The organism is Pseudomonas sp. 2hn (assembly GCF_019646095.1).
Lineage (GTDB): Bacteria > Pseudomonadota > Gammaproteobacteria > Pseudomonadales > Pseudomonadaceae > Aquipseudomonas > Aquipseudomonas peradeniyensis.
The window spans coordinates 4,233,506-4,248,084 of record NZ_CP081016.1; the positions used below are offsets into that span (position 1 = coordinate 4,233,506).

The window sequence follows — 14,579 nt, forward strand, 5'->3', positions numbered from 1 at the left end:
CAGGAGTCTACCATGCTTCCCTTGTTACTGGCTTCCAGCTCTGCGTACCGCCGCGAACTGCTCACCCGCCTGCGCCTGCCCTTCACCTGGGCGAGCCCCGACCTTGACGAACGGCGCCTCGATGGCGAGCCCGCCGTCGAGCTGGTCCGTCGCCTGGCCCGAGAGAAGGCCGAGGCCCTGGCCGCCAGCCACCCCGACCACCTGATCATCGGCTCCGACCAGGTGGCGGTACTGGGCGAGCAGATCCTCGGCAAGCCCCACACCTTCGAACGCGCCTGCGAGCAATTGCTGGAGGCTAGCGGGCAGCAGGTCACCTTCCTCACCGGACTGGCGCTGCTGAACAGCGCCACCGGCCACTGCCAGGTCGATTGCGTGCCGTTTACCGTGACGATGCGCGAGCTGGACCGGGAGCGCGTGGAGCGCTACGTGACGACCGAGCAGCCGCTGGACTGCGCCGGCAGCTTCAAGGCGGAGGGATTGGGGGTCAGCCTGTTCCAGAGCACCCATGGCTGTGATGCCACGAGCCTGATCGGACTGCCTCTGATTAGACTGGTGGACATGCTGCACAAGGAGGGTGTGCAGGTGCCTTGAACATGCAATCGCGGGGCAAGCCCGCTCCCACGAGACCGATGAGCGCCCCGTGGGAGCGGGCTTGCCCCGCGATGAATGCCACGCCGATTCAGCTCAGCGCAGCGAAGGCCCCTGGAACCCCATGTACAGCGCCAGACGCTCAGCCACGCTGGCACCAATGCGCTTGGAGAAGCGATCGAATGGCGACTCCTGCACGGTGAAGTCCACCAGCTCCTTCTCGCCCACAATGTCGCGGGCGACATAGCTGGCACTGCCCAGCCCATCCACCAGCCCCAGCGCCTTGGCCTGCTCGCCGGACCAGATCAGCCCGCTGAACAGCTCCGGATGCTCCTTGTCCTTCAACCGCTCACCCCGCCCCTGCTTGACCATGGCGATGAACTGGCGATGCGTGGTATCCAGCACGCCCTGCCAGAACGCGGTCTCCTCGGGCTTCTGCGGCGAGAACGGATCAAGGAACGCCTTGTGCTCGCCGGCGGTGTAGGTGCGACGCTCCACCCCCAGTTTGTCCATGGTCCCGACGAAGCCATAGCCGGCCGCGGTGACACCGATGGAGCCGACCAGACTGGCCTTGTCGGCATAGATCTCGTCGGCGGCGCTGGCGATGTAGTAGGCGCCGGACGCGCCCAGGTCACTGATGACCGCATACAGCTTGATGGCCGGATACTCGGCGCGCAGACGACGGATCTCGTCATACACGTAGCCCGACTGCACCGGACTGCCGCCCGGGCTGTTGATGCGCATGACCACGGCCTTGGTCTTCGGATCCTTGAACGCCTCGCGCAGGCTCTTGACGATATTGTCGGCGCTGGCCGGCTCCTGGTCGGCGATCACCCCGCGCACCTCGACCAGCGCGGTGTGGTTGCCGCTGCGCGAGGCCGCCTTGTCCACATCCATCAACGGCGTGAACAGGAACAGGATGCCGAACAGGTAAACGAAGGTCAGCAGCTTGAAGAAGATCCCCCAGCGCCGCGCCCGGCGTTGCTCCTGGACGCCGGCCAGCAAGGTCTTCTCCAGCAGCTTCCAGCTCTTGCGCTCCTCGCCGGTTTCGTCCGGCTCGGGCGCCTTCCATTCGTCAGTCATGCTCACCTACCTTGGAAATTGATCTGCGCAGGCTCGGCCAGCCATTCGCGCAACTGGGAAAAATGCTCGATGCACACCTGCGGCCCGTATTCGGCCAGGGCCTGCAGCGGCATGGCGCCGTAGCCCACGGCAACCGAATGCATGCCGGCATTGCTGGCCATCTGCAGGTCGAACGCCGAATCTCCGACCATCAGCGCCCGCCCGGGTTCGACCCGACAATGGGCGAGAATCTCTTCGAGCATCAGCGGATGCGGCTTGCCACGGGTTTCGTCGGCAGCCCGGGTGATGTCGAAATAGCCTTCCCAGCCATTGGCCTTGAGCACGCGATCCAGGCCGCGCCGCGCCTTGCCCGTGGCCACCGCCAGACGATACCCCTCGGCACGGAACGCTTCCAGCGACTCGACCACGCCGTCGAACAACGGCGACGGCTGCTGGTCCAGCGCCATGTACACGTCGGCGTAGTGCTGACGGAATGCCTCGACCTGCGGCACATCGAGGTGCGGGTACAGGGTGGCGATCGCCTCCCCCAGCGCCAGACCGATGATGCCCTTGACCGCCTCGTCGCTGCTGGCGGCCTCGCCGGCACGCCCGGCGGCCACGTTCATCGCCTCGACGATGCGCCCGATGGAATCGGCCAGGGTGCCGTCCCAATCGAAAATCAGCAGGTCATAACATTTATTCATGGATCAGGACGCCAGCCGCTCGATGGTCTTGGCCCACATCTCGTCCACCGGCGCCTCGAGCTTGAGCTCGCCACCGTCGGGCAGCGGCACGGTCAGCTGGTAGGCATGCAGGAACAGACGCTTGCCGCCCAGCTCGCGGATCTCGCGAGTGAAGTCTTCATCGCCGTACTTGCTGTCGCCGGCGATCATGTGCCCGGCATGCAGGGTATGCACACGGATCTGGTGGGTACGCCCGGTGATCGGCCGCGCCTCGACGATGGTGGCGAACTCGCCGAAACGGCGCAGCACGCGGAACATCGTCAGCGCGTCCTTGCCCTCGTCGTTGACCTCGACCATGCGCTCGCCGGAACGCAGGTTGCTCTTCTGCAGCGGCGCATTGACCTGCTTCTTGGAGGTCGGCCAGTGGCCGCGCACCAGCGCCATGTAGCGTTTGTCGACGCCATCGCCGCGCAGGGCGGCGTGCAGGTGGCGCAGCATGCTGCGCTTCTTGGCGATCATCAGCAGGCCCGAGGTGTCGCGGTCCAGGCGATGCACCAGCTCCAACTCCTTGGCGTCCGGGCGCAGCTGGCGCAGCGCCTCGATCACGCCGAAGCTCAGGCCGCTGCCGCCGTGCACGGCGATGCCGGCCGGCTTGTTCATCACGATCAGCGCCTTGTCCTCGTAGACAATCGCGGCCTCCAGGCGCTGCAGCAGCCCCTGGGCCACCGGCGCCGGCTCGTCGCGCTCGGGCAGGCGCACCGGCGGCACGCGCACGATATCGCCGGCCTGCAGCTTGTACTCGGGTTTGATCCGGCCCTTGTTGACCCGCACCTCACCCTTGCGCAGGATGCGGTAGACCAGGGTCTTGGGCACGCCCTTGAGGGCCGTGATGAGGAAATTGTCGATGCGCTGGCCGGCAAGCTCCGGCGGGACTTCGATCAGCTGAACGCCGGAAGTCGGGGGGGTATTGGTCGTCATGGCGGGATCATAACAATTTTTTATGGAATTGAAGCACTTAATCATTACTGCTATAGTCGCGAACGCCGCCAAAAGCGGCAGGCCAGCGGCACCAGGCTCTACGCCGGCCCTGACCATCGCAATTCCCGAGGACGCGAGGCCGTCCTACGGAGCGTTCGCCAGTTTAACTAAATGCCTGGAATCGCCACCAGCGCTGTGTAGAGAAGACCGAAAAAAAACGACAAGTGCGGTGTTTCACCTGCTTACCCGATTCTTTTCGCCGTACCTCTGCCCGCCACCGTCGTTTCCGCGCATTCGGGCGAATGCTTCGGAAATACCTGCCTTGGATATGTTATGGCGCCAGCCCGGAACCGGGCTGGCGAAAAATGCAACCCGTTGCGGATTCAGCGCGCGGCAGCACCGAATTTTCAAGGGATACGTGCAGGGTGGAGACGTACAGCCCTCGGACCGTGTGGCACCGAACCCGCACCAGCGCCCCACTCAACGGGCGATGAGCGGACAAGGTCCTGAACAGACGCCCTCGTGGCGTCCACGGACGACCGGTTGATTCCTCCTCCTGACTGAGTGCACCAGGCCCGCTCGATTGATTCGGATAACCTTCGAAAAGCTCGACAGGTCTTTTGGCACCGCAAAACAGGACGCGTCGTCGCGACAACGGCAGGCTGGGCAACCGGCTGGTGCCGAACGTCGCCAGACACGGGGGTGGCCCGCCACCCTTTGCGCACCTTGGCACCGACCCTGAGAAGTCGTGTGTGCCGCACGCCGTTTCCGGCAGCCCGGAAACCGACGGTACAACATGAAAAGAATGCTGATTAACGCAACTCAGCCCGAAGAGTTGCGTGTAGCCCTGGTGGACGGCCAACGTCTCTACGACCTGGACATCGAGTCCGGCGCCCGCGAGCAGAAAAAGGCCAACATCTACAAAGGCAAGATCACCCGGATCGAGCCCAGCCTCGAAGCCGCCTTCGTCGACTTCGGCTCCGAACGTCACGGCTTCCTGCCGCTGAAGGAAATCTCCCGCGAATACTTCAAGAAAGCCCCTGAAGGCCGGGTCAACATCAAGGAAGTCCTGAGCGAAGGCCAGGAAGTCATCGTCCAGGTCGAGAAGGAAGAGCGCGGCAACAAAGGCGCCGCCCTGACCACCTTCATCAGCCTGGCCGGCCGCTACCTGGTACTGATGCCCAACAACCCGCGCGCCGGTGGCATCTCCCGCCGCATCGAAGGCGAAGAGCGCAACGAATTGCGCGAAGCACTGAACGGCCTGACCGTTCCGGGCGACATGGGCCTGATCGTGCGCACCGCGGGCCTGGGCCGCAGCAGCGAAGAAATGCAGTGGGACCTCGACTACCTGCTGCAGCTGTGGACCGCCATCAAGGAAGCCTCGCAAGACCGCGCCGCGCCGTTCCTGATCTACCAGGAAAGCAACGTCATCATCCGCGCCATCCGCGACTACCTGCGCCAGGACATCGGCGAAGTGCTGATCGACAGCATCGACGCCCAGGAAGAAGCCCTGACCTTCATCCGCCAGGTGATGCCGCAGTACGCCAGCAAGGTCAAGCTGTACGAAGACAGCGTGCCGCTGTTCAACCGCTTCCAGATCGAAAGCCAGATCGAAACCGCCTTCCAGCGCGTGGTCGACCTGCCGTCCGGCGGCTCGATCGTCATCGACCCGACCGAAGCCCTGGTGTCCATCGACATCAACTCGGCGCGCGCCACCAAAGGCAGCGACATCGAAGAGACCGCCCTGCAGACCAACCTGGAAGCGGCCGAAGAGATCGCCCGCCAGCTGCGCCTGCGTGACATCGGCGGCCTGATCGTCATCGACTTCATCGACATGACCCCGGCCAAGAACCAGCGCGCCGTCGAAGAGCGCGTGCGTGAGTGCCTCGAGGCCGACCGTGCCCGCGTGCAGGTAGGCCGCATCTCGCGTTTCGGCCTGCTGGAAATGTCCCGTCAGCGCCTGCGTCCATCGCTGGGCGAAAGCAGCGGCATCGTCTGCCCACGCTGCTCCGGCACCGGCATCATCCGTGACGTCGAGTCGCTGTCGCTGGCGATCCTGCGCCTGATCGAAGAAGAAGCGCTGAAGGACCGCACCGCCGAAGTACGCGCCCAGGTGCCGATCCCGGTCGCCGCCTTCCTGCTCAACGAGAAACGCAACTCGATCACCAAGATCGAACTGCGCACTCGCGCACGCATCATCATCCTGCCGAACGATCACCTGGAAACCCCGCACTTCGAAGTCCAGCGCCTGCGCGACGACAACCCGGACGTGCTGAACAACCAGTCCAGCTACGAGATCGCCTCGGCCGAGACCGAAGAAGCGCCGCAGCCGACCGCCACCCGCACCCTGGTACGCCAGGAAGCCGCGGTCAAGACCGCGCCGGCCCGCGCCAACGCCCCGGTGCCAGCCGCCGCTGAAGAGCAGCCGGCACCTGCCACGCCGGTCGCCGCCCCTGCCGCCGCCGAACCGAGCCTGTTCAAGGGCCTGGTGAAGTCGCTGGTCAGCCTGTTCGCCGGCAAGGAAGAACCTGCCGCCGCACCGGCCGCCGCCACCGAGAAGCCTGCCACCGAGCGCTCGCCACGCAATGAAGAGCGTCGCAACGGTCGCCAGCAGAGCCGCAACCGCAACGGTCGTCGCGAAGAAGACCGCAAGCCACGCGAAGAGCGCGGCGAGCGCGCCCCGCGTGAAGAGCGTCAGCCTCGCGAAGAGCGTGCCCCGCGTGAAGAACGCGCGCCACGTGAAGAGCGTCAACCGCGCCAGCCACGTGAAGACCGCCGCGGCAACCGCGAAGAGCGCGTGCGCGAACTGCGCGAGCCGCTGGACGCCGCACCGGTCGCCCGCGAAGAACGCGCCCCGCGTGAAGAGCGCGTAGCCCGTGAAGAGCGCGCTCCACGCGAAGAGCGTGCACCGCGTGAAGAACGCGCTCCTCGCGAAGAGCGCGCACCGCGTGAAGAACGTGCTCCTCGCGAAGAGCGCGCACCGCGTGAAGAACGTGCTCCTCGCGAAGAGCGCGCACCGCGTGAAGAACGCGCCCCTCGTGAAGAGCGTGCACCGCGTGAAGAACGTGCCCCTCGCGAAGAGCGTGCGCCACGTGAGGAACGCGCCCCACGCGAAGAGCGCCAGCTGCGCCCTGAGGTGCAGGCCGCCGAACAGGCCGTGGAGCTCGCCGAGGAGCAACTGCCGAACGAAGAGCTGCTGCAGGACGAGCAGGAAGGCGCCGATGGCGAGCGTCCACGCCGCCGCTCGCGTGGCCAGCGTCGTCGCAGCAACCGTCGTGAGCGCCAGCGCAACGCCAATGGCGAGCTGATCGAAGGCGGCGACGAAGACGCCGGCGAAGAGCAGCCACAACAGCACCAGGCCACCGAGCTGGGTGCCGAACTGGCCGCCGGCACTGCCGTCATCGCTGCCGTTGCCACCAGCAACATCAGCGCCGACGCCGAGGCCGAAGCCAACCAGCAGGCCGAGCGCGCCAGCGCCGCTGTCGCCGAGACCCAGGTGGAAATCACCGAAGTCGTGGCCGAGCAGGTCGCCATCGCCCCGGTGGTCGAGCAGCCTGTCAGCGAGCCAGTGGTCGCCGCCGAGCCGAGCATCGAGCCTGTCGTCGAAGTGGCGCCGCAGCCTGTGGTCGAAGAAGCCGCCGCCGAGCAGCCGGCCGCCGTTGTCGAGGCAGCTGTCGAGCCTGCAGCGGTCCTGGAAGCCCCTGTGGTGGAAGCGGGCGAGATCGAGAAGGCACCGGTTGCCGAAGTGGTCGAAGCCCAGGCGCCAGTCGCCGAGCAACCTGCTCCGGTGGCCGAAGCCGTCGAAGCCCAGCCTGAAGTGGTCGAAGCCCCGGTGGCCGAGCCTGCGCCAGCCGTGGTTGCCGAAGAAGCGCCGGCCGAGCCGTCCACCATCATGCTGCCGAACGGCCGTGCGCCGAACGACCCGCGTGAAGTGCGTCGCCGCAAGCGTGAAGCCGAAGCAGCCGCTGCTGCCCTGGCCGCCGCCGCCCCGGCCGAAGCCCTGGAAACCGCTGACGAGCACAAGCCTCATCACGGTTGATAGCCTCGGCTGAATGAAAAAGCCCCGCCAGTGCGAACTGGCGGGGCTTTTTCTTTGCCGGGTGGATGGCACCGGCTTCGCCGGTGATCGCGGGGCAAGCCCGCTCCTACAAGGGCAACACCCTACCTGTAGGAGCGGGCTTGCCCCGCGATAGGGCTGGCACAGGCCAACCCATCAGTACAGGTTCGGCTCCATCTCCAGCTCCACCCCGAAGCGCTCGAGGATATCCGCCTGGATCCGCCGAGCCAGCGCATGCAACTGCGCCCCGCTCGCCTGGCCGTAGTTCACCAGCACCAGCGACTGCAAGCGGTGCACCCCGGCATCGCCATCGCGATAGCCTTTCCACCCCGCCTGCTCGATCAGCCAGCCAGCCGCCAACTTCACCTGGCCATCAGCCTGGGGATAGGCCACCACGCCGGGATGCCCGGCACGGATACGCTCGACCAACGCAGCGGACACCACCGGATTCTTGAAGAAGCTCCCGGCGTTGCCCAGCTCAGCCGGATCCGGCAGCTTTTCCCGACGAATACTGCAGATCGCGTCGCTGATTGCCTGCGCGGTCGGCTGCTCGACGCCCTGCTCCGCCAGGCGCTGACGCACCGGGCCGTAGTCCAGGTGTGCCTGCAACGTGCGATTCAAGGCAAAGCGCACCCGCACAATCAGCCAGCGCCCGGGGTTGCGCTTGAACAGGCTGTCGCGATAGCCGAACGCGCACTCTTCCAGCGAGAAGTCCCGCAGCTCGCCTGTCTCGCGGTCGAGCGCGGTCAAGCCGGCGAACACATCCTTGATCTCCACGCCATAGGCACCGACGTTCTGCATCGGCGCGGCGCCCACGGTGCCGGGGATCAGGCTGAGGTTTTCCAACCCGCACAAGCCCTGCCCAAGGCTCCACTGCACGAACGGGTGCCAAGGCTCGCCGGCCTCGGCCTCCACCACCACCCGCTCACCATCGTCGCTGAGCAGGCGTCGGCCACGACTGGCCATATGCAGCACCAGGGCCTCGACATCGCGGGACAGCAGCAGGTTGCTGCCACCGCCGATCACCAGCACCGGTACCTGCCGCTCGGCGGCCTGGGCCAGGGCCTGGCGGACTTCGTCGTCGTCATGCACCTGGGTGAAGTAGCGGGCACTGACATCGATACCGAAGGTGTTGTAGGGCTTGAGCGACACGCGCTCCTGCCAGTGCGCCGTCATAACCGCCCCTTGATTTCCACGACCAGCTCGCGGCAGGCCGCCTCGATCAGGTCCAGGACCTGCTCGAAGCCTTCGGCACCGCCGTAGTAAGGGTCCGGCACTTCGTCCAGGGCCGCGCCATAGCGGCGCAGGAACAGGTCGAGCTCGCCCTTGGCGTTGTGCGGGCGCAGGGCCTGCAGGTTGCCCAGGTTGCTCTTGTCCATGGCCAGGACCAGGTCGTAGTCGGCGAAGTGCGCCGCCTTGACCTGCTGGGCACGCTGGCGCGACAGGTCGTAGCCACGGGCCAGGGCCGCCTTGCAGGTGCGACTGTCGGGCGCCTTGCCGACATGCCAGTCGCCGGTGCCGGCGGAGGCCACCTGCACCACCTCACCCAGGCCTGCGGCCTCGAGCTGGTGGCGCAGCACGCCTTCGGCGGTCGGCGAGCGGCAGATATTGCCGAGGCAGACGAACAGGACGCGCATCAGGCCTCCAGCAAGCGCCTTACGCGCTCCAGGTCTTCAGGGGTGTCCACACCCACCGCCGGCGCCTCGATGGCGTCGGCGACATGGATGCGCACGCCGTGCCACAGGGCGCGCAGCTGCTCCAGCGATTCGGTCTGCTCCAGCCAGCACGGGCCCCAGGCGACGAAGTCCTGGAGGAAGCCCACGCGGTAGGCGTACATGCCGATATGGCGGCGATAGGGCACGCCCTCCGGCAACTGCTCACGATCCTTGGCAAAGGCATCCCGCGCCCAGGGCAGCGGCGCGCGGCTGAAGGTCAGGGCCAGGCCATGCTTGTCGCTGACCACCTTGACCGCATTGGGGTTGAAAATGGTTTCCGGGGCGTGGATCGGCTCGGCCAGGGTGGCGATGCCGGCTTCCGGGTGTGCGGCGAGGTTGGCCGCCACCTGGTCGATGATCACCGGCGGAATCAGCGGCTCGTCGCCCTGCACGTTGACCACGATGGCATCGGCGGCCAGGCCCAGCTGGGCGGCCACCTCGGCCAGGCGATCGGTGCCCGACTCATGGTCGGCGCGGGTCAGCAGCACCTCGGCGCCGAACGCCCGGCAGGCCTCGACGATGCTGGCATCGTCGGTGGCGATGACCACGCGGCTGGCGCCGCTCTTGCGCGCCTGCTCCCACACATGCTGGACCATCGGCTTGCCGGCGATCGGCAGCAATGGCTTGCCCGGCAGGCGCGTGGAGCGCAGCCGGGCGGGAATCACCACGGTGAAGTCCAGGCTCATTTGTCCAGGCGCTCTTCGTCGGTCAGGGTGCGCGCCTCGCTTTCCAGCATCACCGGGATGCCGTCGCGGATCGGATAGGCCAGGCCCGCGCCCTTGCTGATCAGCTCGGTCTTGTCGGCGCTGAGCTTGAGCGGGCCCTTGGTGATCGGGCAGGCCAGGATATCGAGCAGTTTGGTGTCCATGGAGGTGTCCTTGCGACGGAAAATGAAAAAAGGCTCAGGGGCGGCCGGGCAGCAGGCGGTCGAGCTGGGCGTCGAACCAGTCGCTGAAGGCGGGCGTCGGCACGGCGTCGACCGCCAGGTACCACCAGTCGTCGGCGGCGAAGGGCCGGCATTTCACCGCATCCTTCTCGGTCATCACCAGTGGCAGCGGTGGGCTGAACGACAGCACTTCACGGCTGTAGGGCGCATGGTCGGCGAAAGGGTGCGGCACCGGCTGCCAGTGTAGCCCCAGCAGGGTGTTGAAGAAACGTTGCGGATTGCCGATGCCGGCCACGGCGTGCAGCGCCTGGCCAGGCGGGAACAGGTCAAGGTCGCGGCGCTCGCCGCTGCGCAGGTTGATCAGCGCCGAAGGTTGCAGGCGGAAGGCGAAGCCGTCGTCGCGGTCGGTCTCAGCGCCGTTGAACAGCACCGCGTCCGCCTCGCCCAGGCGCTCGGCCGGCTCGCGCAACGGGCCGGCCGGCAGGCAGCGACGATTGCCAAGGCCCCGGGCGGCGTCGATCAGCACCAGCTCCAGGTCGCGGGCCAGGCGGTAATGCTGCATGCCGTCGTCGCACAGGATCAGGTCCGGCGCGTCGCTGACCAGCAAGGCCTGCACGGCACGGGAACGGTCGGGGTCGATCACCAGCGGCACACCGGTGCGCTGGACGATCAGCAGGGGCTCGTCACCGGCCTGCTCCGCAGGCTGGTCAGCCTGGACACGCCAAGGATGTTGCGGCGGCTTGGCGCCATAGCCACGGCTGACCACGCCGACCTTGAGCCCCTGCCGGCGGCAGTGCTCGATCAGCCAGAGGATCATCGGTGTCTTGCCGGTACCGCCGACGGTGATGTTGCCCACCACGATCACCGGTACCGGGGCACGGTAGCTGGGGCTTTCGCCACTGAGGAAGCGCGCGCGCTTGCGTATCACCACGCGGCGGTACAGCGCCTCCAGCGGGCGCAACAGGGCAAGCGCCGGGTGCCCGGCGTACCAGGCGGCGAGCAGACGGTCGGCGAAGGCCATCAGGGCTTGCCCTGCGCGGCCTCGACGGTGGTCATGCGCAACTTGCTGAAGCCGAGCTTGCCGGCCGCGTCCATTGCGGTGATCACAGCCTGGTGCGGGGTCTTGCCGTCGGCGCTGATGGCCAGCGGCAGGGTGATGTCACCGCCGGATTCCTTCTCGATCGCCTCGGTCAGGGTGTCCAGGTCGCTCTTGGGCAGCAGGTGGTTGTTCACCGAGTACACGCCGTCGGCGCTAATGGTGATCTCCACCAGCTTGCCCTGGTCGGCCGGCGGCTGCTCGGCGCTGCTGGCCTCGGGCAGCTCGACGCGCAGCTGGGTCTCGCGGGTGAAGGTGGTGGTGACCACGAAGAACAGCAGCAGCACGAACACCACATCGATCAACGACGCCAGGTTGATGTCGACGTTCTCGCGCTGGCGATTGCGCCGGAACTTCACGCCTTGCCTCCGGCCACTTCCACTTCGCGGTCACCCTGCAGCACTTCCACCAGCTTGATCGCCTCCTGCTCCATGCCCACCACCAGCTCATCGATGCGGCGCAGCAGGAAGCGGTGGAAGAACACCGCCGGGATACCGACCATCAGGCCGGCCGCGGTGGTGACCAGGGCCTTGGAGATCCCCCCGGCCAGGACGGCGGCGTTGGCGGTCATCTGCGAGCCCATGAAGGCGCTGAAGATGTCGATCATGCCCAGCACGGTGCCCAGCAGGCCCAGCAGCGGGGCCATGGCGGCGATGGTGCCGAGGGTGCTGATGTAGCGTTCCAGCTCGTGGATGACCCGCGAGGCGGCCTCCTCGATGCACTCCTTCATGATCTCGCGGCCGTGGCGCGAGTTGGCCAGGCCCGCGGCGAGGATCTCGCCCAGCGGCGAGTCGGCGCGCAGGGCCTTGAGCTTGTCACTGGTGAGTTGCTTGTCCTTGATCCACATCCACACCTGGCCCAGCAGGTGCGGCGGGGTGACACGGCTGGCGCGCAGGGTCCACAGGCGCTCGACGACGATCGCCATGGCGGCGATGGAGCTCAGGATGATCGGCAGCATCATCCAGCCACCGGACTTGACCAATTCCCACACAGTTAGCATCCCCTCGGAAAAAGGCCGCCACTCTACCATAGGACCGCCTGGGGCTCATCTGCCGGAGGTCAGGGAAACGTTCGGTCCGGGTAATCGCGGGGCAAGCCCGCTCCCACGCCAACGCGAAACCATCGTGTGAGCGGACCTGCGTGGGAGCGGGCTTGCCCCGCGATGGCGTCGGCTCAGCCCTCGTCAACCTCACGCCAGAACCGCCGCTTCCTGCGCACACCCTCCACCCCACCCCGACTCCCCAGCACCAACCGCAACGCCCCCTCCACCGCCGTGTCATGCACTGCCACCCCATGCCGCCGATAGCGCTCGATCACCTGCCCATGGGGATGCCCGAAACCATTGTGCCGCCCTCGGGAAACCAACACCCCGCGCGGCGCCGTGGCCTGGACGAACGGCTCGCTGGACGACGTGCGGCTGCCATGGTGCGGCGCCTGCAACCAGTCCACCCGAGGATCATCGGTCGCGGCCAGCCACGCCCGCTCCGCGCCGGCCTCCATGTCCCCGGCCAGCAGCAGGCGCTCGCCCTTGGCCTGCACCCGCAACGCACAGGAACGCTCGTTGCTGGAAGCCCCCTGCGGCCAATGCCAAAGCTCGAAATCGACGCCATCCCACTGCCAGCGCTCGCCACTGCGGCAAAGCGACGCCGCTTCCAGCCCGGCAACCTCGCCGGCCAGCACCCGTGCCACCGGCACCCCTCGCCGCACCGCCGCCGCCCCACCAGCATGGTCGGCATGGCCATGGCTGATCAGCATCACATCCAGCGCCTTCACCCCCAGCTTGCGCAAGGTCGGCAGCACCACCGTCTCGCCCAGGTCACGGCCACCCTGGGCCGGGCCTGCGTCATACAGCAGCGCGTGATTGCGAGTACGCAGCAGCACCGCCAGGCCCTGCCCCACATCCAGCTGCCAGACCTCCACTTGCCCCGGAGGCACCTGCTCGCGTGGTGCCCACAGCGCCAGCAGCATGACCGTGCCCGGCGCCCGCAACGGCACGCCCCGGGGCAGCAACACCAGCACGGCGCCCAGGCACACCAGCAGCCAGGCCCACAACGGCAGCGGCTCGGGTATCCAGGCCGGCTGCAGGCCCGCCAATCGCGTCAGCACGGCAAACAAGCCGTCCAACGACAGGCCCGCCAGCCACAACATCCCCTCCCCCAGCCCAGGCACCGGCAACAGGGCCGTGCCCAGCATCGCCAGCGGCAGCACGCCCAGGCTGAGCCACGGCACGGCCAGCAGATTGGCCAGCGGCGCACTGAGGCTGACGGGCAGCCCCAAGGCCAGCAGCACCGGCAACAACCCCACGGCAATCACCCACTGGGCGCGGGTCCAGGCCTGCCAGGGCCGCCAGGCGCCCAGCCGGGCGGCGAAGCACAACACCAGCACCGTCACGGCAGCGAACGACAGCCAGAACCCCGGCAACAGGCTGGCCAGCGGCTCGACCAGCAGCACGCCCGACAGCGCCATCAGCAACGGCACCCAGGCGCCCAAGTGGCGAAAGCGCAAGCGCCAGAGCAGCACCACCGCCAGCATCAGGCACGCCCGCTGCACCGGCACGCCGAACCCCGCCAGCCAGCCGTAACCCAGCGCCGCCGCCATCGCCAGGCCGCAGGCCCAGGGCAGCCACGGCAACCGCCGGGGCCAGGCCCCCAGGCGCGCCAGCCCCGCCACCAGCCCGTAGATCAATCCAGCCAGCAAGCCGATGTGCTGCCCGGAAATCACCAGCAGGTGCACCGTGCCGGTGGCCTGCAGCACCTGCCAGTCCTCCCGCGCCAAGCCTGCGCCATCCCCGAGCACCAGGGCGGCCAACGCCGCCTCCCGGCCATGGGCATCGGTGGCCAGCAAGCGCTGGCGCAGGCCGTCGCGCCAACTGCTGGCCGCCTCGCCCTGGCGCGTACCGGCCTTGACCGTGCCGGTGGCACCGACCCGCCGCGCCAACAGCGTGGCCTCCTGATCGGGGCCATGGGGGTTGAGCAGGCCCTGCGGCCGACGCAGGTTGACCGCCAGCCGCCAGTGCTCCCCCGCCCGCAGCGGCGGCCCGTCGAACCAGCTCAGTTGCACGCGTTGGGGCAACCGGGCCCGGCGCGACTGCGGCTGCTCAAGCTCGAAACGCACGCCGCGCTCGGTACGGGTCGGCAGGCCGACCACCCGCCCCTCCAGCCACAGCGTGCGACCGTCCAGCGCGGCCGGCAGGCGGTCGCCCAGGGCCTGCTGCGCCGACCAGCAGGCCCAGCACACACCCAGCACCCACCAACCCAGCGGCCAGGCCCGGGTACGCAGGCTGGCCAGGGCCAGCAACAGCAATGGAATCAGCCATCCGACCGGTGGCAAGGCAGGTAAAAAGCGCAGGCTCAACAGCCCGAGGACCAGCGCCAGCATCCCTGTGCGCATGAGATAGAGCTCCAGAAGCGAAAACGGCCCCTGAGGCTTAGCCGATCGGCGGGAAAAACCTGCTAATCAATTGTCACAAACTCTGAACGAGGCTGCGCTTCAATCAAGGCATACTGACGCCCTT

General features: G+C 67.5%; 13 protein-coding genes. 2 read left to right on the top strand and 11 right to left on the bottom strand.

Translation table 11 applies throughout. From position 1 onward, the window contains the following. Nucleotides 1-12: 12 nt before the first annotated feature. Nucleotides 13-591 carry a nucleoside triphosphate pyrophosphatase gene (locus tag K2O50_RS19090; RefSeq protein WP_050704699.1) on the top strand — a complete coding sequence of 193 codons (579 nt, stop codon included), beginning with the start codon at nucleotides 13-15 and terminating at the stop codon, nucleotides 589-591. A gap of 93 nt (nucleotides 592-684) precedes the next feature. On the opposite strand, the gene K2O50_RS19095 is transcribed toward K2O50_RS19090, so the two are convergent. The 3 genes from K2O50_RS19095 to rluC are packed head-to-tail and all read right to left on the bottom strand — an operon-like array spanning nucleotide 685 to nucleotide 3,311. Further along, nucleotides 685-1,671: a S49 family peptidase gene (locus K2O50_RS19095; protein ID WP_050704698.1), complete on the bottom strand. Its 987-nt coding sequence runs from the start codon at nucleotides 1,669-1,671 to the stop codon at nucleotides 685-687. A gap of 2 nt (nucleotides 1,672-1,673) precedes the next feature. After that, the gene (locus K2O50_RS19100; RefSeq protein WP_050704697.1) at nucleotides 1,674-2,354 is read right to left on the bottom strand and encodes an HAD family hydrolase; all 681 of its coding nucleotides are present in this window, start codon (nucleotides 2,352-2,354) and stop codon (nucleotides 1,674-1,676) included. Nucleotides 2,355-2,357: 3 nt separating this feature from the next. After that, a complete protein-coding gene (gene rluC, locus K2O50_RS19105) occupies nucleotides 2,358-3,311 on the bottom strand; it encodes a 23S rRNA pseudouridine(955/2504/2580) synthase RluC (RefSeq protein ID WP_050704696.1) in 954 nt (317 codons plus the stop codon). A 796-nt stretch (nucleotides 3,312-4,107) separates the two neighbouring features. On the opposite strand from rluC, the gene rne reads away from it, so the two are divergent. Further along, entirely contained in the window at nucleotides 4,108-7,350 is a 3,243-nt protein-coding gene (gene rne / locus K2O50_RS19110) for a ribonuclease E (RefSeq protein ID WP_050704695.1), read from the top strand. A 174-nt stretch (nucleotides 7,351-7,524) separates the two neighbouring features. On the opposite strand, the gene murB is transcribed toward rne, so the two are convergent. The 8 genes from murB to K2O50_RS19150 all read right to left on the bottom strand — a co-directional run bounded on the left by murB (nucleotide 7,525) and on the right by K2O50_RS19150 (nucleotide 14,455). After that, the gene (gene murB, locus K2O50_RS19115; RefSeq protein ID WP_050704694.1) at nucleotides 7,525-8,544 is read right to left on the bottom strand and encodes a UDP-N-acetylmuramate dehydrogenase; all 1,020 of its coding nucleotides are present in this window, start codon (nucleotides 8,542-8,544) and stop codon (nucleotides 7,525-7,527) included. Then, a complete protein-coding gene (locus K2O50_RS19120; RefSeq protein ID WP_050704693.1) occupies nucleotides 8,541-9,005 on the bottom strand; it encodes a low molecular weight protein-tyrosine-phosphatase in 465 nt (154 codons plus the stop codon). Before K2O50_RS19120 ends, murB begins: the two co-directional genes overlap by 4 nt. Next, nucleotides 9,005-9,769: a 3-deoxy-manno-octulosonate cytidylyltransferase gene (kdsB, locus tag K2O50_RS19125; RefSeq protein WP_050704692.1), complete on the bottom strand. Its 765-nt coding sequence runs from the start codon at nucleotides 9,767-9,769 to the stop codon at nucleotides 9,005-9,007. Before kdsB ends, K2O50_RS19120 begins: the two co-directional genes overlap by 1 nt. Continuing rightward, nucleotides 9,766-9,951: a Trm112 family protein gene (locus K2O50_RS19130; protein WP_011532874.1), complete on the bottom strand. Its 186-nt coding sequence runs from the start codon at nucleotides 9,949-9,951 to the stop codon at nucleotides 9,766-9,768. Before K2O50_RS19130 ends, kdsB begins: the two co-directional genes overlap by 4 nt. Before the next feature lie 34 nt (nucleotides 9,952-9,985). Continuing rightward, nucleotides 9,986-10,990 carry a tetraacyldisaccharide 4'-kinase gene (gene lpxK, locus K2O50_RS19135; RefSeq protein WP_050704691.1) on the bottom strand — a complete coding sequence of 335 codons (1,005 nt, stop codon included), beginning with the start codon at nucleotides 10,988-10,990 and terminating at the stop codon, nucleotides 9,986-9,988. Next, nucleotides 10,990-11,424, bottom strand: a complete 435-nt coding sequence (locus tag K2O50_RS19140) for a biopolymer transporter ExbD (protein WP_028690977.1) — start codon at nucleotides 11,422-11,424, stop codon at nucleotides 10,990-10,992. The genes lpxK and K2O50_RS19140 overlap by 1 nt, the downstream gene beginning before the upstream one ends. Then, nucleotides 11,421-12,056 carry a MotA/TolQ/ExbB proton channel family protein gene (locus K2O50_RS19145; RefSeq protein WP_028690976.1) on the bottom strand — a complete coding sequence of 212 codons (636 nt, stop codon included), beginning with the start codon at nucleotides 12,054-12,056 and terminating at the stop codon, nucleotides 11,421-11,423. The genes K2O50_RS19140 and K2O50_RS19145 overlap by 4 nt, the downstream gene beginning before the upstream one ends. A gap of 182 nt (nucleotides 12,057-12,238) precedes the next feature. Then, the gene (locus K2O50_RS19150; protein WP_220689929.1) at nucleotides 12,239-14,455 is read right to left on the bottom strand and encodes a DNA internalization-related competence protein ComEC/Rec2; all 2,217 of its coding nucleotides are present in this window, start codon (nucleotides 14,453-14,455) and stop codon (nucleotides 12,239-12,241) included. Between the last annotated feature and the right edge of the window lie 124 nt (nucleotides 14,456-14,579).